The organism is Gimesia panareensis (assembly GCF_007748155.1).
Lineage (GTDB): Bacteria > Planctomycetota > Planctomycetia > Planctomycetales > Planctomycetaceae > Gimesia > Gimesia panareensis.
In genome coordinates, this window is sequence record NZ_CP037421.1 from 614,470 (window position 1) to 637,263 (window position 22,794).

Consider the following 22,794-nt stretch of genomic DNA (forward strand, 5'->3'; position numbering starts at 1 on the left):
CGGTTTACCATTCACTGGTATCGTAAATGACTTCTTTGGGACCAATGATGGCGGGGTCATAATCTGACACCAGACTTTCATCTTTGTGTGGATAGTTGAGTGCATTCAGAACATAGCGAATGCAGTTCAGGCGGGCTCGTTTCTTGTCGTCAGAGCGAATGACCGTCCACGGGCAGGCTTTGGTATCGGTGGCCATGAACATCGCATTCTGGGCATTGGTGTATTCATCCCACATGCCCAGGCTTTTGACATCAATCGGGCTGAGCTTCCATTGTTTCAATTTATCGGTTTCCCGCGATTTAAAGCGGCGGTACTGTTCTTCGCGGCTGACGGAAAACCAGAGTTTAAAGAGATGAACGCCCGAGTTGACGAGCATGTTTTCCAGCTGGGGGGCCTCGCGGAGGAAGGTATGGTGTTCGGTGGGGCGACAAAACCCCATGACGGGTTCCACAACGCCCCGGTTGTACCAGGAGCGGTCAAAGAAGACAATTTCTCCTTGGGTGGGCAGATGCTCAATGTAGCGCTGGAAGTACCACTGTCCCCGCTGGGTGTCGCTTGGTTTGGGGAGCGCGACCACTCGGGCACCACGGGGATTGAGGTGCTCGGTGAAGCGTTTGATCGTGCCTCCTTTGCCGGCAGCATCACGCCCTTCAAACAGCAGTACGATCCGTTCTCCATGCAATTCGACCCAGCGCTGCAGCTTCAGTAATTCAATCTGCAGGGGGATCAGTTCTTCCTCGTATTCCTGACGTTTCAGTTTTTTCCGATAGGGATATTTTTCGCAGAGGATCTCGTTTTTGTGAGCCGACTTTACCTTGTCCTGTATTTCATCGGGAACGATGTCTTCGGGGAGCTTCAGATGCCAGGTGACCGGCATCAGCGCCTCTTCCTGTTCCTGCTTATCCGATTTCCGGGAATTCATTTTATGTCCTGTTCTACTGAAGTGAGACCGGCTGAGACGGGATGAACAGAGCGTTTCATTATGAAGATCATATGAGAAAATGGGAACCGGAACCGGTGGTTTACGGGGTTTCTTTGGCAATTCTCTCAGAAGAAAATTGTTTTAAGTGTTGCTGAATTAAGGAGATCTGAATAGTGGTGCTGTTATCTGGATTATGAAGTTCCCGGGCTGGTTTCAGGATCAATTGAGGAATCTTCCTCTTGCAGTAAAACGCACTTTTTTTTAGTCTCCCGCTCTCATCTCTCAATTCTTACCCAAATTCCAATTTTAAAATCTGATCTGATCAGGCTGAACCGCTGCAGGCTTTGATCTGCCGGCGTTCGTTCTCCGTCTATCTTTTTCAAAGCAGGAAAGTATATCTGACATGTGGAGATTCATTCTCATCACAGGCATATTGGTGATTGCGCAAGTTGCGGGAAACAAAGCCGGCATGGCGCAGGAATTTCGAATCCGCACAACGGTATATCACCATCAACCTCAGGTAGATCCGACGATTGTGTCGCGCAGCGTGTCAATCTTTCATGCTGAGAAGGTGTACGATCATGTCGATGGTCTGGGAGAAGTGACTATTTTTGATCCTGTACGAAAGCGACTCGTCATTCTGAATGAATCACGGATGATCAAAGCAGTCATCAACTTTGATGAAATCAAGAACGTACTCAATGTGGCACATCATCAGACGCAGGAATACATTCACGATCAGATCAAAACCAAAGGGGCACTGGGTGAGACGATTGCTTCCCAGCTGCAGTTTCAGCTTGATCCCAAATTTGACATCCAGTTCGAGAACAGCAAGAACCAGCTGACCCTGGACAGCCAGCTGATCACCTATCGTGTGCAGTGTGTGCCTCCCGATCAGCAGGACGCCGTAGAAACTTACCTGCGTTTTGCAGACTGGATGGCACGCCTGAATTATGTGCTGCATCCTTACACGCTGCACCCGGCTTCAAGGATCACTCTGAATGAAGAACTCAGAGCACGCAAGCTGCTGCCGATTGAAGTCGAACTGCAGACTCGGATGGAAGATCAGCTGCATCTACGGGCCGAGCACAAGATTCACTGGAAGCTGGACCACAAGGATCGTGGTTTGATCCATCACTGGGAAACCTTGCGTAAGAACAAAGACGTGAATTCGATCACGCTCCAGGAATATCTTCGCAATCAGTTTGTCAATCTGCGTAAGTAAGACTGGCTCAATCTGGCAGTTCAGTGAATGCTGTTATTTTCCGATCACAGGGATCTGGGCCGGCGGTTCATACCAGTCGATCTTCTGTTCGAGCAGCTTTGAGAGCTCAGCCAGGTGCTGATTCAGGTAATCGATGAGCGCCTGATCTTTATGAGGTTTCCAGTCGTAGATCAGAAGTTCCTGATAAGCTTCTTCAGGTGATTTTTTCTGAACCAGCATGCGATAAGCAGCCACGACACCACCGGTTCGCTGGGCACCAGCGGCGCAATGTACGAGGACCGGTTTACCGGCCTTTTCACAGCGCATGATTTCGGCAACCGCTTCCGCGTAATCTTCGACGTTGCCCGTCCCGTCGCCGATCAGGTGCAGCACCTGGTGTTCGATATGCAGTTTTTTCGCTGTGGCGACTTCGGCTTTCAGATAGGGTTTCTGCAGGTCGCTGCCATTGAGGGCGATCACTTTCTCGATCTTATGTTCACGGAGGACCGGTTCAATCAGGTAGCTGGAAATCTGGCCGCTACGATAGATTTTCCCGGGTTCCACGACGCCAAAGCGTTTCGCGACCAGGCGGTCTTCCAGCAGGCCTTCCCAGACCAGGACCCCGGCACCAATCAGGGCGCAGACCAGAAGGGAGATTTTGATCAGTTTATACTGCCGGGCCGATTTGCTGGCGGGTTGCACGGCCGCATCCTGCTCAGTGCTGGTACTCATTTTCATCCTCTTTGATTCGAGTACGGTTCGCTGATGTCCGGGTATTCCTGACCCCGGATCGCTGGCATTGTAATCAAAGACAGCGCCGTCTGAACAGGGGAAAAATCAGAGCCTGTTCCAGCTGGAGTCAGGCTGCTTCAAACGGGCTGGCGTTGGCGCTGGGGAAATATTTACACATCGCGATTCCCAGTCCATACAGAAACAGTAGCGGCAGCATCATCAGCAGCATGCTCATCGGGTCCGCAGGGGTCATCAGCATCGAGATGATGGAAATGATCAGAATCGCCATACGGGTTTTTTCTTTATAATCATTCACTGTGAAGACCGAAATACGCTCCAGGAAGAGCATCACCAGCGGCAGCTGGAAACTGAGGCCGAACATCAACGGCAGGGTAATGGCGAAGCTGATCCATTCCGAAAGCCGAATCTGCGGATTGACTCCCAATAGCTTGTTGAAGCCAAGCAGGAAGTTGAGCACGAACGGGAAGACCGCGTAGAAGCAGAACAGGGCACCTCCCAGGAACAGGAAAATGCTGATCGGCAGGTAGATATAGACGTACTTGCGTTCATGGGGATAGAGCCCGGCTGCCACGAACAGCCAGATCTGATAAATCACCCAGGGGCTGGCCATCACCAGTCCGGCCACGAAGGAGACTTTGAGGTAGATCGTGGTGAAGGCTTCCTGTACGGCGAGCGTGACCGGCTCGGCCATGGTATCTTCCAGGCTATTGAGACGGTACTGATAGTCTTTCAGAATTTTCTGCAGGGCTTTGGTTTCCACGGTGGGGTTCTGCTGTGCGTTGAGGCTGGCAATCAGTTCTTCGATGCTCTTCTGCTGTTCTTCCGGATTTTCCTCGGGTAGTTTGTCCAGGTTGTATTCTTTCAGGGCAGAATCGATGGGAGCCCGCACGATCGCGACAATTTTATGTCCGATGAACAGTGCCAGGACCACACAGATCGCCAGTCCAATCAGTGCCTTCCAGAGGTGGATACGCAGGGCTTCGAGGTGATCCCCGAAACTCATGGTCGATTCGTCAAATAGATCGTGAGACTGTGGTTTCATCAAACTATGTCATTCTGGAGTGACCAACGCCCGGCGGTAACACGATCAACAGTCTGTCTGTAAGGTGAACGGCCATGGCATCGATGAGATGAGTGGGTAAGGTTCAGAACAATTGGGATACTGTCACTGGCTCCGGGAGATTCAACTCACTTCAGGAGGTGAATCAGGAGTACCCACTCTGGTTGCCCGCTGGATGAGCAGGAGGGAAGAGCGGTCAATTCAATCTCTATTGTAAACAACCAGACAGGGCTGTCAACCAGCGACTCGGGACTGATCCGGATTTCCGGGATTATGGGACCGCTGGTTCTGCGGGGGCCGCATCGACTCCGGGGTCTGCGGGGCCTTCTCCAACGTCAACCGCAGCCGGTTCCGCTGCCGGGTTCTCATCTGCCTGAGCATTTGCTTTCTGCAGCTCAGAGAGCAGACTACTGACGGCGTGGTAGCCCACGCCGATTTGTGTGAGCACGCCGGCAATAATAAACAGGGTCCAGAGCATCATGGTACCGCCAACCTCTTTGTCTTTCTTGGCATAGATCCAGCCCATGACGTAGGCGTAAAGGGAGACAAAAAAGCCCAGAATGGCGTAACCGATTCCTTCGTTCTGTTTGATCTTGGCGAGAATGGTAAAGAAGCAGCCGATTTGTGCCACGGCCATGATGATGAGCAGGACGCTCAACAGAAGCTTCGGTAGAATGGGTATCAGAAAGAACATTGCCGCCCCGACAAGGATTCCGATCCCGATTCCGGTCAGTGACAGCTTCCAGCGGGGCGTGGGGGGGCCGGTTTTTTCCTTCTCTGCTTTGGAGACGTATTTGACTTCCTGGATTTTGGTGACCAGCTGCAGGTCCGGTTTACAGTGCACTGCCAACAGGCCATTCACCCGGGCGTTGTAGATCAGAGTGGGGGCATAGAACAGGCAGACAAACAGCCACAGAATCGAAGGCAGGATCAACACCATGGGTTTCAGTTCCACCGGTTTCTTACCTACCAGTGGACCGGCGACAAAATCTTTGATCTTGTTCTCATCGGCCGTTTCTTTGGCATCGTTGTCAGCTGCAATGGCTGAGTTGTAGCGTACGTTTGAGAAAAAAGTATCCAGATCACTGCCGGAGATAGCACCTATGGCCGCCAGGCAGCCGATGGCGGGCAGCGTGGTGACGAAGAAGACAAAACACCAGAACAGGGCCGGTTTCGCGAGGGTTAAGAACACCTTGCCCAGTTTGTGCACCATCCAGCCTGGCGTAGAGTCGGCCATGGTCATGTGTGGCATTGCCAGCGGGAACATCAGAAAAGTCGGGATGAAACCGACGCCGATGAATACGGCACCGATGGGAATCGATCCGTTGGTGATGTAGTAGTAACCGATCGTGCCAAACACGGCCTGGGCGGGCAGGCTGAACAGGACGACCCAGAAGATAAACTTCATGCCCAGCGCTGAGCAGAGGAAGAAGTCGAAGTTGATGCGCTTGAGCTTGTCTTTTCTCTGTAAGGCAAAACGGACGACTTCAGTCTGGATGAACCAGATCCAGCCCGGAACTGCCATGATGGAGACAAAGGCAATGAAACCCCAGAAGGCCTTGGGGGGAGTCCGGTGGCACCAGAACATCATGAAAATTGAACAGAAGAAAAGCGTACTGGCAATGAAGGAATAGAAAAACGTTTTGGTTGCCAGCCCTTTGTGGTTGCCCAAAAATGTGTAGGCATCTCCCCAGGATTTAGAGTAGAAATCCTCGATTGCCGGGCCTTTACGTTTTCGTTTCTTGCGGGTCGCTTCGCTCATGCGACCTGTGGTCAGATTCACGCCACAGTTGGAGCATTCGATATCCTCTTCGTCGGCGTCCTGGCCACAACGCGGGCAGATACGTGCTTCCTTGTCCTCGATTTTATCGATGTCAAAACTGGCTAGAAAATCATCCGTATCTGCGGACTTGGTAGCGGTGGCAGTCCGTTTCTTTTTCTGTGTCCCAGAGGGGACTTTCACGGGGGAGCCGCATCCTTTGCAGCGTACCCGTTTGCCTGCCGCTTCATCTTTGACAGAAAAGGTAGTTTCACATTCTTTGCAACGAACCTTGATGGGCATGAATGACCTTCGACATGTTGTGCGATATCGCTCGTTATGAATCTGGGCAGAGCCCTCCCTCAAAATATCCGGTTTCGGATCAGGACGTGTGAGAACAGGTTGGGCTCTTGCTTTTTTCTAATTATCAACAGAGACAGGGGCAATCCGCAAGTGGACAGTCGCTGAATTTCACTGCAGTTGCCTTTCTCACAGGATCAGTTTAAGAGCGGATCGTGTTGTTGAACTCTGAGTAATCGTTGCAATTCAGCTAATCGGGCACAGGCCTTCTGTTCTGCATGGGTTTGATTGTTTTGTGTATAACAGTGGATGGCGCGCTGCAGGCAGCGGATGGCACATTTCAAACGCCCCGTCAACTGGAAGACTTCCGCCAGATGCAGCAGATCCTGACCCATGGCAGGTCGGTTATCCATCTGTCTGTGCAGGACATAGGCTTTGCGCAGGTACGTGATCGCACGGCAATGGTTTCCCTGCAACCCCTGTAATATTCCTAGGTTGCCCCAGTCGGCTGCCTGGGCGTCGGCATCACCGTAGAGAATTTCCCGCGCGAGGGAAATGTTCAGTAATTGCTCAGCGAGCGGGTAATCCTGCTGCAGGATGGCGTCATTGGCTCTGCCGGTCAGATCGCAGGCCGCATGGTCAGAGAGTTGATGGACTTCGTTTTCCAGAGTCTGATGATTTGCTGAGCGTAAGTCTCCCCAGGCGATCGAGTATTGCTGAAACTGTGCAGCAAGCTGGAAGTAACCCAGTTCCCGATAGGCCACTGCCAGGTTATGGCAGGCGATCGACCGAAGCGGAGCAGTGTCAGTCTGGTGGGCATGATCCAGTACCTGGGAGAACGGTTCGATGGCTTCGGAAGTCTGCCCGTTTGCAAGAAGATATTCCCCCAGTCCCAGGTGGCGTTGCCAGTGGGGCCCCTGAAAATCAGAGGAAAAAAAGAGGGCACGCGCTTCGCTGGACTTTCCCTGATGGGTCAACTCTTGCGCATGTTGGATGAGTGCATTCAGTGAATCGCAGGGATATTCTTCGTAGAAAGCGGAAGAGGATGTCTCAGGCACGTCTCTCAATCTCCTATTATTCCAGGGCAGATGAATAGAGAGAGAGTGTGCGAGGAGCTTTGAGAAGTACGGAATCAATTTTCCGTTGCTGATGTGAGAGCATCAGCCCCTGATTGAGAGTTTCAGGGAAATTATTTGGTTGGGATAATGACGATATTACCTATTTTAACATCTGTGTCAATTATAATTGCCAGAAATTCCCAGATGTTTTTGTTGGTGTGTTGCTGATTCGGGAGGCCCGACAGAAGACAGGTCAGTGCTGCCAATATGGCAGCAGAAATGAAGCACTGACGACTGTCCGGCAGGGAACGAGACTGGTTGCGATATTGGATGTTGTGCTTAAGTGTAAAATGAGTATGGTCTTATGGATTAATTACGAAATAGGCACGGCGTTCGCATCTAGATTTGGCACGTTGAGGTCTGCCAGTCGGACCTTGGCTGAAAGACGTGTTGTTGTGGACCGGCCTGGTGCCACCACAGATCATAAATCACACCGATGTGAAGACATTTGAGTCAGAAATCAAAGCAAAACTAGGAGATCCCAATGGCGAAGAAGGCTGCCAAAGCAAGTAAAGGCGCCCGTATTGTCCCTCTTGGTGACAAAGTCGTTCTGAAAAGAGAAGTTGCAGAATCAACCACCGCGGGTGGAATTGTCTTACCTGACAGTGCTCAGGACAAGCCACAGCGTGGAGAAGTCGTCGCCGTGGGAGATGGACACGTCAAATCAGACGGAACCAAGCTGCCATTGACCGTGAAAGAGGGCGACCGTGTCATTTTCAGTCCTTACGGCGGAGATGAGATCAAAATCGGCGGAGAAGAATACCTGCTGCTCCGCGAAAGTGACATTCTGGCAACTTACTAAGCTGTCATTGTTGTATTACTGGATCATCGCTCCCTGACCGGGTGCAGCGATGTTTCTTCCCTTTATATTTCATACTGCGTACATGGAGATATAGTGAAATGGCAAAGATGATTGCCTTCGATCAGGAAGCTCAGGAAGCGATGCGACGCGGCATCAGCAAGCTGGCTAAAGCCGTTCGTGTCACACTGGGACCGAAAGGTCGTAACGTCATTCTCGAGAAAAGCTTTGGTTCTCCGACAGTCACCAAAGACGGCGTGTCGGTTGCCCGCGAAATCGAACTTTCAGACAAGTTCGAAGACATGGGAGCCCGCATGGTGCGTGAAGTTGCCAGCAAAACTTCCGATATTGCTGGTGACGGTACGACGACTGCTACCATCATGGCCGAAGCCATCTACAACGAAGGTCTGAAGTCCGTTGTCGCTGGTGTCAGCCCGATTGCCATGAAGCGTGGCATGGACAAAGCCGTCGAAGACATTGTGGACAAGCTTCACAAAATGTCGATCGAGTGCAAAAACAAAAAAGCCATCTCCCAGGTTGGTAAGGTGGCTTCCAACGGCGATGAAGAAATCGGCAAAATCCTGGCAGACGCCATGGAGCAGGTCGGTAAAGATGGTGTGATCACCGTTGAGGAAGGTCAGAGCCTGCAGACCAGCTTCGAAGTTGTCGAAGGGATGCAGTTCGATCGCGGTTACCTCTCACCTTACTTCGTCACCGATCCCCAGAGCATGTCCTGCGACCTGGAAGACTGCTACGTGCTGGTGCACGAAAAGAAGATTTCCAACATCAAGGATCTGGTTCCTGTCCTGGAAAAAGTGGTTAACGCCGGTAAGCCGCTGCTGATCATTGCAGAAGACATCGAAGGCGAAGCCCTCTCGACTCTGGTGATCAACAAGCTGCGTGGTACCTTCCGCTGCTGTGCCGTGAAGGCCCCCGGTTATGGCGATCGTCGTAAAGCCATGCTGCAGGATATTGCTATCATGGTTGGTGGACAGGCCATCTTCGAAGACCTCGGTATTCAGCTGGAAAATCTGCAGCTGTCTGACCTGGGTGTTGCCAAGAAGGTTTCTGTCGATAAAGACAACACCACGATTATCGAAGGTGGTGGCAAGCCTGGTGAAATCAAGGCCCGTATCGACCAGATCCGTCGCGAACTGGAAAACTCAACCAGTGATTACGACAAGGAAAAACTGGAAGAGCGGATCGCCAAACTATCCGGCGGTGTGGCCCAGATCAACGTGGGTGCCGCAACCGAAAGTGAAATGAAAGAAAAGAAAGCCCGCGTCGAAGACGCACTGCACGCTGTGCGGGCTGCTGTCGCTGAAGGAATTCTCCCCGGCGGTGGTGTCGCTCTGCTGCGTTGCTCTGCTGCCTGCAAGCCGACCGGTCTTTCCCAGGAAGAAAAAGTGGGTTACGAGATCATTCTGCGTGCCTGCCGTGCTCCGCTGACTTCGATCGCCAACAACGCCGGCGATGATGGCAGCGTGGTCTGCGAAAAGGTATCGGAACTGGAAGGCAGCATGGGCTACAACGCCGCGACTTCCAAGTACGAAGACCTGGTCAAAACCGGGATCATTGACCCGACCCGTGTGACCCGGTCCGCTCTGCAGAATTCCGCCAGTGTCTCAACCCTGCTGCTGACCAGTGATGCTCTGATCGCTGAAAAAGGCAAGGATGACCATGGCGACGACGACCTGCACTAAACGCAGGTTTCGTCCCGTTTTCTAATAGATGCGAAAGCACCCGACAGATGTTCTGTCGGGTGCTTTTATCTTATCTGTCGGGCCGGTTCCGGTTGAGTAACAGCGGATGAATCCCGGTTTCCCAGCGGCAGTTTTCGTGTTGCGCAGCCCAGAATGTTAGAATGTGCGCATTGCGGATGCGTTTCGATCATTGTACCATTTGCATCGTTCGCAGATTCCGTCGAATTCGTTTCTTTACTCCTTCAATTCCAGAAGATTGGTAGAATTTCGTGGCAAGAGAAAAAGTAGTTCTGGCATACAGTGGTGGTCTGGATACTTCGGTCGCCGTCAAGTGGATCAATGAAAAATACAACATGGACGTGATCACTTATACCTGTGATCTCGGCCAGGGTCGCGACGTGGATGGAATCAAGGAAAAAGCGATCAAAACCGGTGCGGTTGAAGCCGTCATCGAAGATACGAAGAACATGTTCGTCGATTTCTTCGTCTGGCCTTCACTGATGGCGGGCACGATGTACGAAGGCAAGTACCCCCTGGCGACTGCCCTGGGACGCCCGCTGATCGCCCACCGGATGGTGGAAGTGGCCAAAGAACATGGAGCGACAGCCGTCGCCCACGGATGTACCGGCAAAGGGAACGACCAGGTCCGGTTCGATGTCTCTTTCCAGACGCTGGCCCCGCAGCTGAAGATCATCGCTCCCGTTCGCGAATGGAAATGGACGCGCACCGAAGAGCTGCAGTACGCCAAAGACCACGGCATCGAAGTCGAGGCCACCAAAGAGAGTATTTTCAGTATCGACCAGAACCTCTGGGGACGCTCTGTAGAAGCTGGTGTGCTGGAAGATCCGTGGGTGGCTCCCCCGAAAGAAGCTTATAAATGGACGGTTTCTCCTGAAGACGCTCCGAATCAACCGGTCGAACTCGAAATCGAATTTGAGCAGGGCCGTCCCATCGCCATCGATGGCAAAGAAATGGACGGTGCCGACCTGATTCTGCATCTGAACAAGATCGGCGGCGAAAACGGAGTGGGCCGGATCGACCACGTTGAGAACCGACTGGTGGGGATCAAGAGCCGCGAGATTTACGAAGCGCCGGCTGCAGTCATCCTGCACAATGCACACCGTGAACTGGAATACCTGACACTCAGCCGCCAGTCGCTGCGGTTCAAAACCTTTGTCAGCCAGACCTGCAGTGATATTATTTACGATGGTCTCTGGTACAGTTCCTTCCATCAGGACCTGATGGGATTCGTGGAAAAGAACCAGCGGTTTGTTTCCGGGACCGTGCGCGTGTCGCTGTATAAAGGAAATCATACTGTGACCGGTCTGAAGAGTGAGCACAGCCTTTACAGTCCTGAACTGGCGACCTACGAAGAAGGCGATCAGTTCCCGCACGAGACGGCGCTGGGCTTCATTCGGATTCATGGGCTGGCACAACAGACACAAGCCCGCCAGCAGTTGTTGAAGGGTGAACCGAGTTCGAAACCGACCCGGATCATGCCCCCCAGTCAATCAGACAAATCCTGAGGATAGAAATCAGATCGCTTTCCGGTGTTTCAGATGCGCAGTTGTGTCTGCTGCAGGTGAACACGGAGACCGATTCCTGCTGTCTGTCTTCAGGTTGACTTTAGCCAAGATGGTCGCGTGATGGATCAAACGACTCAGAAAGGACGCACGATTGCAATCGGTGATATTCACGGTTGCGATGTTGCGCTGGGGACAATTCTCTACCACCTGGAGTTGAAGCGGGAAGATACATTCATCTGCCTGGGCGATGCCGTCGATCGCGGTCCCGGGACGAAGCATGTGATCGAAGTGCTGCTGGATCTGAAAGCAACCTGCAAGCTGATCATGCTCAAGGGAAACCACGAAGAGATGTTTCTGGATGGGCTGCATGGGGGGACCTGGGAATCCGCCTGGCTGCAGCATGGGGGAAAAGAAGCCCTCGACTCTTACGGGGGACGCTATGACCTCGTGCCCGAGGAACATCGGATTTTCATGGCGACTGCGCTGGACTATTACGAGACGGAGACCGACATCTTCGTACATGCGACCGCTGTGCCCGGCGTGCCGCTGGAAGATTTAACCCCACAGGAACTGCGCTGGGACCGGATCAAGGGGACTGAATCGCCCGATCCCTCCGGGCGTCGGATCATCTGCGGGCACACCGCACAGAAATCGGGAAAGCCGCTGGTATTCGACGGCTGGGTCTGTCTGGACACGGCTGCTTACCGCGGGAACTATCTCACCGCGATTGACGTGAAGACCAACGAAATGTTTCAGGCCAAGCAATCCGGAAAATACCGCGAAGGCAAGACCCTGGAACAGTATGCAGTGAAGTAGTCTGTATCAGGCGGCGACTCGCGGGGGTCAGTCCGCGAGATGCATCACCACCATTTTTTCTTCGCTCATTTCATGAATGGCATACTTGGGCCCTTCTTTGCCGGTCCCGCTGTGTTTCAGACCACCGTAAGGCATCGCATCGGCTCGCCACTGGCTGGACCAGTTAATGTGGATATTGCCACTTTCAACATGACGGGCGAACTTCATGGCCCGGTCAATGTCCTGTGTGAATACCCCGGCTGACAGACCGTAGGTCGTATCGTTGGCCATCCGGATCGCTTCGTCGATATCATTAAAGTAAGACAGAGCGACCGCGGGACCAAAGATTTCGTCTTTGACAACCTGCATTTCCGGCGTGGTGTCATCCAGAATGGTCGGGGCATAAATGGCTCCCTGCCGCTGGCCGCCCGTAATCAGTCGGGCGCCCTGGCTGACGGCTTCGTTGACCCACTCTTCGACGCGGCTGGCATCTGATTCGCGGACCATGGGGCCGATTTTGGTGGTCTCTTCCAACTGATTCCCTGTTGTCAGAACATCAACCTTGGATTTCAGCAGGTCAACGAAATCTGATTTGACAGCAGAGGAAGTCAGAATCCGCTGCGCCGAGATACAGACCTGTCCGGCATTCGCATAACCGGCCATCGTAATCGCGGTAGCTGCTTTTTCCAGATCGGCATCGTCCATAATGACCACGGGGCTGTTGCTGCCCAGTTCCATCGTCACACGTTTCAGGCCGGCCATTTCGCAGATTTTTGTACCGACTTCATAGGAACCGGTAAAGCTGATTTTGCGAATCCGGGTGTCCGTACAGATGGCGCGGCCGATTTCTCCACCCGGACCGGTGACACAGGCGATCGCTTCGGGAGGCAGACCGGCTTCGAGCAGGATCTCAGTCAGTTTCAGGGCTGAAAGCGGCGTATCACTGGCGGGTTTGATCAGAATCGCATTACCGGCGGCGATGGCGGGGCCGACTTTGTGGCAGACCAGGTTCAGCGGAAAGTTGAAGGGGGTAATCGCGGCCACGATACCGCAGGGAACCCGCAGGGTGAAGCCGAGCTTGTTTTTGCCCCCCGCGTTTCCTTCGAGCGGAATCATTTCGCCGGTCATCCGCCGGGCTTCTTCTCCGGAGAGTCGGATGACTTCCGCACTGCGACTGGCTTCGACCTGACCTTCGCCCAGGATCTTCCCGACTTCCATGCTGATGGTACGGGCAAATTCGTCCTGGCGTTCCAGCATCAGTTCCGCTGTTTTCTGCAGGATCTGGCTGCGATCATAGGCGGTCATGGACTTCATGATCTGAGCGCCCCGTTCCAGGACATCTACGGCTTTCTGAATGTCCTCCCCACTTCCCTGGGGAACCGTATCGATGACCGACTGGTCAAAGGGATTCGTCACGTTAATGGTCTGTTTGGTATCCTGCCACTGGCCAGCGCAAAACATTTTCATCTTGATCGAAACCTTCTGGAACGGAATAACTGAGGAAACAAACGGGTCCTTCAAATTCAGAATAGACGTGCGACCGGAATCTGACAAGCCAGCGAAAGATCTGATTTTCGTATTGGGTGCGGAAAATGGTCCTAAATTGAGAGCATGATTGTGCTTATCGCGGGAAAGCCCATGTGAATACTGATCTTGGCGTATTCAGCGAGATCTGTTAAAAACCGACCTGCATTTCATGGGACAGTCCCGTCTCCGAATCCACTTCTCTCCAGTCATCGGTACTGACTCTGTTTCGCGCCAGTGACGAACTCTCCCGACTTTTCAAACCTTTATCAGATGGAAAAGATCATGGCCATTCTACGATCTGTGGCGCCGTGGATGATGTGTATTGTTGTCCCTCTGCTGTTGAATTCAGGGTGTGAAACCATGCCTGAATGGGATTCAGGCATGATGTCAGGTACCCGGCGTGTCGAAAAGAAAGTGAGGCGGGCGGATCAGCATCGTACGCGTTTTCTGACCGAACGCGATCCGGAATCGCTGAACTGGCTGCTGAAACATCGCCTGCAATCGGGAATGACACGCGCCAATGTAGAAAAGGAGCTGGGAGAAGAGGGCGAATATCAGGAAGCTTCCAAGTGGTTGAAAGCCACAGGGGGCTCGTTCCGCACAACGGATGATGCTTACAAATGGGGCCCGGATAAAGGGGGCCGTAGTGTGTATCTGATGTTCCGTGACGATGTGCTGGTCAACTTCCACCCGGAAGATTTCGAACTGGACTAATCGCCGGTTCAAAACTCCGGTGATTATTGCAACTGGAACAGCTCTTTTTCTTTTTCCCGGTTCAGACGCAGCTGACCACAGGCAGCATCGATGTCGTCCCCTTTGCGTTTCCGGACGGTGACATTCACGCCCCCTTTGGCGAGTGTCATGAAGAAGCGATCCACGTCTGCAGTGGTCGGGCTCTGATAGCCGGTCTCTTCGACACCGTTGGCTGGAATCAGATTCACGTGGGCATTGCGGTGTTTGAGCAGGCCCGCCAGTTCCCGGGCGTGAGCCGGGCTGTCATTCACGCCGGACAGGAGAATGTATTCAAACGTGACTCGTCTGCCGGTGGTGATGTAGTAGTAATCGGTGGCTTCGAGAATTTTCTGAATGCCGATTTTATTGTTGGTGGGAACGATCTGATTCCGCAGGGTCTCGTTGGGGGCATGCAGCGACACCGCGAGAATATACGATTTGTTGACGTCGGCCAGTTCCCGGATTTTCGCCGGCAGTCCGACTGTGGAGACCGTAATTTTACGGGCGCCGATGCCCATGCCACCTTTGTGATTCAAAGTATCCAGGGCGGGAATCAGAGCCGAAAGGTTGGCCAGCGGTTCGCCGATACCCATCACCACGATGTTCGAGATCCGTTCGTCTTCTCCAATCACGCGGTCCAGACGCAGGATCTGCTCCAGGATTTCTCCCATCGACAGGTTGCGGGTCAGTCCCAGCAGTCCACTGGCACAGAAGACGCAACCCATGGCACAGCCGACCTGCGTACTGATACAGACGGTGTTTCGCTTGGGTTCCCGCATCAACACACATTCCACGTGGTGACCGTCTTCCAGTTCCAGCAACAGCTTTTCCGTGCGGTCTTTCGCAGTCTGCTGTTTGACGATGGTGGTCGAAAACAGTCGAAAGTTCTCTTTGAGAAGATCGCGGAACTTTTTGGAGATATCGTGCATGGCGTCAAAATCATTGACGCGTTTCGTGAAAATCCAGCGACGGATCTGATCGGCGCGGTACGAAGACGAACCGTGATCGATGCACCACTGGGCGAGTTGTTCCCGGGTGAGATCGGTAATCAGAGGAAGTCGGCCGGCGTCGGCAGGGGAAGCCGGGGACAGTTCATTTTCGGAGGACAGCATGGTTTCTGGCTCAAGCGTGCGTTCGCGGTCAATCTGGACGCGGCGAACCGGTTTCGCAAATAATTGAAGCAGCGATTCTGCGCCGGCACCGGTAAAGCAGGGCCGGGATACGTTGCTGTCATCTTATCGGGGACAGGGGCAGATGACTACTATTTATCAGCTCAGATTTCCAATTCAGACCAGGTCAGGACCGGTTACGGCCGGATTTACGGTACATCCGTCTCATCAGGAGGTGCTGGAAAGCTGACGACTTTTCCTTTTTTCCCTTTTTTCGAGTCCTGTTCCTCCTCGAAGGTACCCGGATCGAACGACAGGGCCGGAATTGGCGGAGGAGCCTGGGGGATCCCCAGATCAGGCACGTCCAGGGTTGGGAGTTTCGGTTTCGTTTCCGCCTGCAGAGTCTGTTCACTGACTGGCTGCTGGGGCTGCGGTTTTTCCTGTGAAAGACGCGGTGCATCCATGGTCGGCTGAGGTTTCTGTCGGACGATGCGTCGACCATCATCGACGATGGCTTTGTCGTTGAAGGCGATGCGTTGTCCCTGGATCTCCGCTCCCACAATCCGGTAATGTTGTCCGGGAGGGGCTTTGAGGGTATTCAGCGGATTACCACCATCAAACAGCTTTCGTTCCTGAGTCGTGGAAGCCAGCATCAGTTCCAGACTGGATCCGTCCGGGTACTTCAGACGCAGTTTGGGTTGCGCATTGGCAAGACCCGAGTTCGCGAACGGATTTCCGAATTCGGCCACCCGCTCAAACCGGGCATGGACTTCATTCTGTCCCGAGGCGAGTCGGGGGCGGGAATAGGTCTTGTTGGCCATGAGCAGCTCGGCCTGCGAGAGATGCAGGTGCCAGTTTCCTGTGGAAGCGATTACGATGTCATCTGCGCCAAAATGCAATTGAGGATAGACGTAGAGTGATGATTCAATTTGTGCGGTGGCGACCGGAGGCATCTTGTCGGCACCGAGGAACATGGCGCATTGAATCAACGTGGGAACCGGAACCGACTTCACGATTTTGGACTGATTCAACTGGGCCATCATTTTCTGTTTATTGTTTGTTTTGTAATACAGCGAAAGCAGGGCCACGGAGCTTTGCCGGGTCTCCAGATCGACATCCAGGTTCCGCAGGATGGCTTCTTCCGCTTCTTCGGTCTGCTGGTATTTCTGCAGGATCTGCGAACAGAGCAGGTTGGCTTCCCAGACTTCGCTGGAATACGTTTGTGATTTCTTTGCCATCTGAGCGGCACCGGGCTGACCCAGATAGTCGCGAATACTTGCCAGGTTGGCTGTTCCCGAGGCGAGCATATCGTCTCTGCGGAAATAACCTTCCCCCAGTCCGGCCAGTTCGGTGTAAGTGTGCGAGGCGGCGAACAGTTGCCCCTGTGCCTGCTGTGTGCGGGCGACGTAATACCAGTAAGGAGGGTAATGGCTCATGAAGCGTTCCATGCGTTTCAGGATCCGCAGCCGCACGCGGGGGTTCTGCTCCTGCATCGCTTCATCAAGGCTTTCGAGATCGACATCCCGGATCAGCCATTCATCGGGAATATTCTTTTCCTGAGCCAGTTTCCAGAAGGTGTCGAGAAAGAGCGTGGATTTGGAAATCACTGCCTCCATGCGTTTCTTGTCGACCTTCCAGAGATCGAGGTCCTTCTGGGCCTGGACGTTCCGGTAATCCCACCAGCTGCTCGCACCGGTGCGTATGGCGCTGCCAAACTGGAGCGTGAGCACATCTGTGGTTAAAGCCAGAGCGTTGATCGCTACTTTCTGGCGGGCCTGGTAATTGTGTTTATTCTTGAAGTACTCCCGTTCCTGTTCTGCAATTTCTACCTGACCGATTTCATCCAGCACGGAAGAGTAGAGCTTGATCACTTTCTCATCGCCGATGCCGTTGAGATTCAGGTTATTCAGGATCTTTTCCCGCTCTTCAAACATGACTTCCTTGGAGCCGGTTTTTTTGATGCGGTAGAAAGCAGCGCGGCAGTAGTTCAGCGCAATGGCAGTTTTGCTGGCCGTCGAATCAGGTTCCCGGGAGGTCTCTTCTGCGCGGAGTGAGATTGATGTGGAGACGTAGAGGAGGGTCGCCAGGGTGATCAGAATCGTCGATTTTTGAAAAAGAGTCGGCATGGGCTCTCCTTAACTGCCGATCAACGTCACTATTATGGCAGGAACTGGGTTTGGATTGTGGATGCTTTGCACATCAATGCAGGAAATTAATTTCATCATAAGAAGCTTACCCCACGAAAGACGGGCGTGTGGGACCGGCCCTGATTTTTTGACCGTTTTTTGCCTCTGGATCAGGCGCCAGGGTCCGGTTGAGTAAACTGGGGCGACTTTGGTGTGTTGCTCTGCGCACAAAAAAAAATCCCACTGACTTCCGGAGAAATCAGTGGGATCTGTCTTTTCAGGTTGTTCGATTTTACTGCTTAAGCAGCATTTCTGGCCTGAGGAGTTTCTGAGTAAAGCGTCGGGAAATGGGGCGAGGAGAGTCGACCGAGGCTTTCTGCAATCCCGCGAATGACGGTTTCCTGTTGGACTTCCGTCAATTCGGAGAAAATGGGCAACGCCAGGCATTCACTGGTGATCAGTTCAGTGTTGGGCAGGTCGCCGGCCTGGTATCCCAGGTACTGGAAGCATTGCTGCAGATGGAGTGGTCGTGGATAGTAGATCGCACAACCGACCTGTCTGGCACGTAAATCCTGCAGCACTTTATCGCGCTGTCCACCTTTGACACGGATGCTGTACTGGTTGTAGACGTGTCGCCGATCTGGCAGAACAGTGGGGGGCTCGATGCAGTCGAGCAACTGGTAGTGACGGAGCAGGGCATTGTAGCGACGGGCATTTTCCTGACGCTCACTGGTCCACTGATCCAGGTGTTTCAGTTTGACCCGCAGGACGGCTGCCTGCAGGGCATCCAGGCGGCTGTTGATGCCGACTTCCGCGTGCTGATAGCCACCCAGATCGCCGTGCACCCGCAGGCGACGGACACGTGTGGCCAGATCCGGATCATCGGTGGTAACCAGTCCACCATCGCCGGCTCCGCCGAGGTTTTTTGTGGGGAAGAAGCTGAAGCAGCCGACGGTACCCAGAACGCCTGCGCGGCGGCCCCGGTATTCCGCTCCGATGGCCTGAGCGGCGTCTTCAATGACAGGAATCCCGTTGCGGACGGCGTTCCGCCAGATGGGCTCCATGTCGGCACATTGTCCAAAAATGTGGACAGGCATAATGGCTTTTGTGCGTTCCGTGATTTTATTTTCGATCGATTTGGGACAGAGATTGAAGCTGACCGGGTCGATGTCGGCAAAAACCGGTGTGGCACCGACGCGGGCGATCGAGCTGCCTGTGGCGAAGAAGGTGAAGGGGCTGGTAATCACTTCATCGCCGGGACCGATTTCCAGGGCCATCAGTGCCAGCAGCAGGGCATCGGTCCCTGAGGCGACGCCGATGGCATTCCGGGAATCGCAATATTCGGCGATATCACACTCAAATTCAGCGACTTCATCTCCCAGAACAAAGGCCTGGTCTTCAAACACGTTCAGGACTGCTTCCTGGACTTCGGGCTTGATTCTCTGGTACTGGGCGACGAGATTGATAAAGGGGACAGGTGTGGGGGTGTTGTTTGTCATTCAGCGACTCCATTCGCTATGGAAAACCGGGGAGTTCCGTGCTCAAAAACAGGTAAGTTTGGTAGTTTTGAGAGATTTGTTGCAGCCTATTTTCAAGTAAGCCACAGAGATTTCGATCATGATGAGCGGCCTCCATCCTGGAATTCTCAAAAGCGAATCGAAATTTCGGGGGTAGATTATGTCGAGAACCAGATTCTGTCAATATGTGTCAATTCGAAAAATGAAGTTGTCTGCCTGATGACCGGTGAAAGGATGCTAAGCAGATCATCAGGTCTTCTTTGGCGGAGCGAGTTTGGCAATCGACGCATGAATGTCTGACAGATTGCCGATAGAAGAAACAGAGGCTGAGCCGGGCCGGGAATATGTAGTCTTGACACCTGATTTTCAGCGTTCTAGGATGAACTGTCCGTTTCTTCTGGAGACGGGTTTGTCAGCTTGAGTTTCATCACAAATGACTACCATTCAGACTCGTCATGAGCTACGTCTGATTGAGCGCGACAGGTAGTTTTTTGATTTTCGAAGTCTATAATACCTTAAAACGCTTCGAGTAGATTAATCACATTTAGAAGTGCAACGTCCAGAAAGGAAAACTCATGGCACACGTGGTTACAGAGGCTTGCTTCAATTGCAAATACACAGATTGTGTCGTGGTCTGCCCTGTAGAATGTTTCTACGAAGGGGAGTCCATGGTCTACATCAATCCTGATGAGTGCATCGACTGTGAAGCTTGCGTGCCAGAATGTCCGGTAGAAGCGATTTTTCACGAAGATAATCTTCCCGAAAAATGGCAGGATTACATCCAGATCAATGCCGAAAAATCTCAGGAACTGCCTGTCATTACCGAAAAGAAAGAGCCCCTGGCTGATTCGTGATTTGATCTGACAGAACAGAATATAGAAAACTCCCCATGACCATACCCGGTGATGGGGAGTTTTTGATTAATCGATGACATTGAGTCGCTGTCCCAGTTCGCGCAGGATCTCAATATCGCTGTCGGGACGGGTGGGGCTGTCGGGGTGCGTCTGGTTCGTTTTCACCCAGCCCCGCAGATGCAGAAATTGTGCTGCCGAATGCTTATAAGCCGGTGAGGGGTTACGGAAGGTGAAGTAACCCAGGTATTGCAGCTGATCGTTCAATTCATAGAAGGCAGGATCTCCGGCTTCCCAGTACGCATCCCGTTTCGCGAACAGATCAGGGGCGAAGGTGCTCAGACCGAGCAGATAGTCGCTGCCGTACTGGACCATGTCGATGCCGAAATCATTGCCGGTGAAGACCTTGAAATCGGGACGCTTCTGATCGCGGAGTTGCAGCCGTTCCCATTCGGGTTCCCGATGGAAGGAAGAGTGTTTGGCGCCGATACACTGGGGAATCTCCATCAGGGCTGCGTACGTATCGAGATCGTAGACCGAACCAAAGGGAGCCAGATCGCGGGTCAATTCGAAGCCGATAAAGCGATCTGTGTTGGCAGCGATCTTACGATACGACTCGATGATCTGGTCAGGCGCCTGTTCCACCAGACCGAATGACTGAAAAATCACTGGCGTGCCGCCGTGTTCCTGTATCAGGTCGATTTTTCTCTGGTAGCCATCGGCATCGAAGGCAGCCCCGCTCTGGTCACTGACGAAAGCACCAGCCACGAAGGGACCGCCTTTCAGTGTTTCGCGGGCAATTTTCAGGACTTCGATAAAGGTGGGCTCATCGATCAGGTTCACGTAGCCGGTGTCCATATTCACGGCAGGGGTGATGCCCAGATCTGCCGTGCGGGCGACGTGGGCGCTGAGTGACTCACGATCGATTTCCCCTGATTCCAGATAGGGAAGCAGGACTGCGGAGATCCCGGTCAGTTTCCGACGGGGTTTGATCATTTTAACGGGATCATAAGTGGCCGCGGGGGCTGCTTCTGGCATTTGGGTAGTCCTTGCTATATATTGAAGTTTAAATTACTGATTTCCTGTGCTTCACGCTCCCGCCAGAATACCAAATTGGCGCTCAATCTTGGAGGCATTCATGAGTTTTCGATACCGAGTTTCTCTCGCTTTGCTGCTGGCGGTCTGTTTTTCTCTCTGTTTTGACAGCAGCCTGAAAGCGGCTGCGAAAGAAAAGCCGAATATTCTGTTTTTGTTTACCGACGATCAACGCGCAGACACGATTCACGCGCTGGGTAATCCTCTGATCAAGACACCAAATCTGGATCAGCTGGCACGGAACGGATTTGTCTTCAACAATGCCTACTGCCTGGGGAGCAACTCGGGGGCGGTCTGTGTCTGCAGTCGGAATATGCTGCTCAGCGGTCGTACTTATTTTCGCTGGACGGGGCGCTATGCCTCTGCTGACAAACCGAATTTCCCCGATTCAATGAATGCAGCCGGTTATTACACCTACCATCATGGTAAGCAGGGAAATACGGCGGCTCTGATTCATAAGAAATTCGATTCGACGAAATACGTGAAGGATCAGGAAGCCCGCCTGCTGGGACAGCCTGGCCAGGAAATCGTCAACGATGCGATTCAGTTTCTGAAAAAACGAAATACCGATCAGCCGTTTTTCATGTATCTGGCATTCGCCTGCCCGCATGATCCACGCGTGGCAGACAAGGAATATATGGATCTGTATCAGCGCGACAAAATGCCTCTGCCGGCTAACTATCTGCCCCTGCATCCCTTTAATAACGGGGAGCAGGTCGTGCGGGATGAACTGCTGGCTGGCTTTCCCCGCACGAAAGCAGAAATTCGAAAACATCTGCATGATTATTATGCGGACATCACCGGCCTGGATGGGCACATCGGTCGTCTGCTGAAAGCACTCAAGGAGAGCGGGGAGTATGACAACACCGTGATTATCTTCTCCTCTGATCATGGACTGGCTGTGGGCAGCCATGGTTTGATGGGAAAACAGAGCCTGTACGAACACAGTATGAAATCTCCCCTGATTTTCAGCGGCCCCGGTATCCCCCAAGGACAGAGCGACGCACTGGTTTATCTATATGACATTTTCCCGACGGTCTGTGAAATGGTAGGGACTGAAGTGCCGCAGGGTCTGGATTCCCAGAGCATGTGGCCCGTGATTTCCGGTCAGCAGCAGCAGACCCGTAAGACGCTGTGCACCGCTTATAAAGATGTGCAGCGCTCGGCCCGCGACGGACGCTGGAAGCTGATCACCTACCCGCAGATCAATAAAACCCAGCTGTTTGACTTACAGGAAGATCCGGCAGAAACCCGGAACCTGTACGGCAAGCCGGAATATCAGAGTCACGCCGATCACTTGCTGGCGGCTTTAAAAACCTGGCAGAAACAGGTAGGTGATACCGATCCGCTGCTTTCGGAGCATCCACAGGATCCAACCTTCAAGGCACCTACTGCGGAAGAGCTCAAGAAACTGAAGCAACGCTGGCAGCCTAAAAAGAAGAAGAAAAAGCAGACAGCCCAGGCAGGATCGAAGTAATGGCCACTGAAGACCGACCTCCGATCCGCCTGGATCAGTTTCTCAAACAGCAGGGTGCTGTGGGCACTGGTGGACACGCCAAGATCGTTATCCAGGCCGGTGAAGTTACCGTGAACGGCGCTGTGGAAACACGGCGCCGTAAACAGCTTGCACCGGGAGATATCGTCGCGTATGCGGGCGAGCAGTGGTGTGTCGGAGCTACCCAGGAGAGTTAGTCATCTCACTTTGCTGCTGCGTAAACTGAAAAAGCTTCCGATGACGATGACGCCTGCCATCAGTTTCAGGTATTCGACGATTGTTGCATTCCGCCAGGCGTCAAGTAGATAATCCAGCCAGCCATCAATCCAGAGTTCCATGGGAAGTCCCTCCGTTCCTGGCCCGCAACGAATTCAGATATGAATAGTCTACACTCTGAATCGAT

The 22,794-nt window shown here is 53.0% G+C and carries 20 protein-coding genes; 9 read left to right on the plus strand and 11 right to left on the minus strand.

The features are described 5' to 3' along the window. Positions 1-4 precede the first annotated feature (4 nt). Positions 5-922 carry a polyphosphate kinase 2 gene (ppk2, locus tag Enr10x_RS02370; RefSeq protein ID WP_145448035.1) on the minus strand — a complete coding sequence of 306 codons (918 nt, stop codon included), beginning with the start codon at positions 920-922 and terminating at the stop codon, positions 5-7. 403 nt (positions 923-1,325) lie between these two features. On the opposite strand from ppk2, the gene Enr10x_RS02375 reads away from it, so the two are divergent. Then, the gene (locus tag Enr10x_RS02375; RefSeq protein ID WP_145448036.1) at positions 1,326-2,147 is read left to right on the plus strand and encodes a hypothetical protein; all 822 of its coding nucleotides are present in this window, start codon (positions 1,326-1,328) and stop codon (positions 2,145-2,147) included. Positions 2,148-2,180: 33 nt separating this feature from the next. Here the strand turns inward: Enr10x_RS02375 and Enr10x_RS02380 are convergent, their stop codons facing one another. From Enr10x_RS02380 to Enr10x_RS02395, 4 genes are all read right to left on the minus strand, one after another. After that, on the minus strand, positions 2,181-2,858 hold the full coding sequence (locus tag Enr10x_RS02380; protein ID WP_197997457.1) for a dual specificity protein phosphatase family protein: 678 nt from the start codon (positions 2,856-2,858) through the stop codon (positions 2,181-2,183). A 127-nt stretch (positions 2,859-2,985) separates the two neighbouring features. Further along, entirely contained in the window at positions 2,986-3,921 is a 936-nt protein-coding gene (gene tatC / locus Enr10x_RS02385) for a twin-arginine translocase subunit TatC (protein WP_145448038.1), read from the minus strand. Positions 3,922-4,210: 289 nt separating this feature from the next. Next, on the minus strand, positions 4,211-5,902 hold the full coding sequence (locus Enr10x_RS02390; protein WP_145448039.1) for a zinc ribbon domain-containing protein: 1,692 nt from the start codon (positions 5,900-5,902) through the stop codon (positions 4,211-4,213). A gap of 293 nt (positions 5,903-6,195) precedes the next feature. Then, complete coding sequence (locus tag Enr10x_RS02395) at positions 6,196-7,056, minus strand: tetratricopeptide repeat protein (RefSeq protein WP_145448040.1); 861 nt, start codon at positions 7,054-7,056, stop codon at positions 6,196-6,198. 544 nt (positions 7,057-7,600) lie between these two features. Here Enr10x_RS02395 and groES point away from each other — a divergent pair. The 4 genes from groES (at position 7,601) to Enr10x_RS02415 (ending at position 11,960) form a co-directional block, all read left to right on the plus strand. After that, positions 7,601-7,918: a co-chaperone GroES gene (gene groES, locus Enr10x_RS02400; protein WP_002647314.1), complete on the plus strand. Its 318-nt coding sequence runs from the start codon at positions 7,601-7,603 to the stop codon at positions 7,916-7,918. A gap of 98 nt (positions 7,919-8,016) precedes the next feature. After that, the gene (groL, locus tag Enr10x_RS02405; RefSeq protein WP_145103646.1) at positions 8,017-9,618 is read left to right on the plus strand and encodes a chaperonin GroEL; all 1,602 of its coding nucleotides are present in this window, start codon (positions 8,017-8,019) and stop codon (positions 9,616-9,618) included. A gap of 269 nt (positions 9,619-9,887) precedes the next feature. Then, positions 9,888-11,144, plus strand: a complete 1,257-nt coding sequence (locus tag Enr10x_RS02410; RefSeq protein ID WP_145103648.1) for an argininosuccinate synthase — start codon at positions 9,888-9,890, stop codon at positions 11,142-11,144. Between the two features lie 120 nt (positions 11,145-11,264). Beyond that, a complete protein-coding gene (locus tag Enr10x_RS02415; RefSeq protein WP_145448041.1) occupies positions 11,265-11,960 on the plus strand; it encodes a metallophosphoesterase family protein in 696 nt (231 codons plus the stop codon). Between the two features lie 27 nt (positions 11,961-11,987). Here the strand turns inward: Enr10x_RS02415 and Enr10x_RS02420 are convergent, their stop codons facing one another. Then, complete coding sequence (locus tag Enr10x_RS02420) at positions 11,988-13,406, minus strand: aldehyde dehydrogenase family protein (protein ID WP_145448042.1); 1,419 nt, start codon at positions 13,404-13,406, stop codon at positions 11,988-11,990. A gap of 420 nt (positions 13,407-13,826) precedes the next feature. Here Enr10x_RS02420 and Enr10x_RS02425 point away from each other — a divergent pair, with 420 nt between their 5' ends. Then, positions 13,827-14,180 carry a hypothetical protein gene (locus Enr10x_RS02425; RefSeq protein ID WP_145448043.1) on the plus strand — a complete coding sequence of 118 codons (354 nt, stop codon included), beginning with the start codon at positions 13,827-13,829 and terminating at the stop codon, positions 14,178-14,180. Positions 14,181-14,203: 23 nt separating this feature from the next. Here the strand turns inward: Enr10x_RS02425 and rlmN are convergent, their stop codons facing one another. The 3 genes from rlmN to Enr10x_RS02440 all read right to left on the minus strand — a co-directional run bounded on the left by rlmN (position 14,204) and on the right by Enr10x_RS02440 (position 18,932). Beyond that, the gene (gene rlmN, locus Enr10x_RS02430; RefSeq protein WP_145448044.1) at positions 14,204-15,310 is read right to left on the minus strand and encodes a 23S rRNA (adenine(2503)-C(2))-methyltransferase RlmN; all 1,107 of its coding nucleotides are present in this window, start codon (positions 15,308-15,310) and stop codon (positions 14,204-14,206) included. Between the two features lie 206 nt (positions 15,311-15,516). Next, entirely contained in the window at positions 15,517-17,433 is a 1,917-nt protein-coding gene (locus Enr10x_RS02435; RefSeq protein ID WP_145448045.1) for a hypothetical protein, read from the minus strand. 299 nt (positions 17,434-17,732) lie between these two features. Further along, on the minus strand, positions 17,733-18,932 hold the full coding sequence (locus Enr10x_RS02440; protein WP_145448046.1) for a DegT/DnrJ/EryC1/StrS family aminotransferase: 1,200 nt from the start codon (positions 18,930-18,932) through the stop codon (positions 17,733-17,735). A gap of 593 nt (positions 18,933-19,525) precedes the next feature. Here Enr10x_RS02440 and Enr10x_RS02445 point away from each other — a divergent pair. After that, complete coding sequence (locus Enr10x_RS02445; protein WP_145103662.1) at positions 19,526-19,804, plus strand: ferredoxin family protein; 279 nt, start codon at positions 19,526-19,528, stop codon at positions 19,802-19,804. Positions 19,805-19,870: 66 nt separating this feature from the next. Here the strand turns inward: Enr10x_RS02445 and Enr10x_RS02450 are convergent, their stop codons facing one another. Beyond that, the gene (locus Enr10x_RS02450) at positions 19,871-20,839 is read right to left on the minus strand and encodes a dihydrodipicolinate synthase family protein (RefSeq protein ID WP_145448047.1); all 969 of its coding nucleotides are present in this window, start codon (positions 20,837-20,839) and stop codon (positions 19,871-19,873) included. Positions 20,840-20,939: 100 nt separating this feature from the next. Between Enr10x_RS02450 and Enr10x_RS02455 the strand changes: the two genes are divergently transcribed. Beyond that, a complete protein-coding gene (locus Enr10x_RS02455) occupies positions 20,940-22,373 on the plus strand; it encodes a sulfatase-like hydrolase/transferase (RefSeq protein WP_145448048.1) in 1,434 nt (477 codons plus the stop codon). After that, positions 22,373-22,588: an RNA-binding S4 domain-containing protein gene (locus tag Enr10x_RS02460; RefSeq protein WP_145448049.1), complete on the plus strand. Its 216-nt coding sequence runs from the start codon at positions 22,373-22,375 to the stop codon at positions 22,586-22,588. Before Enr10x_RS02455 ends, Enr10x_RS02460 begins: the two co-directional genes overlap by 1 nt. On the opposite strand, the gene Enr10x_RS29825 is transcribed toward Enr10x_RS02460, so the two are convergent. Continuing rightward, entirely contained in the window at positions 22,589-22,729 is a 141-nt protein-coding gene (locus Enr10x_RS29825; protein WP_197996364.1) for a hypothetical protein, read from the minus strand. Positions 22,730-22,794 lie beyond the last annotated feature (65 nt).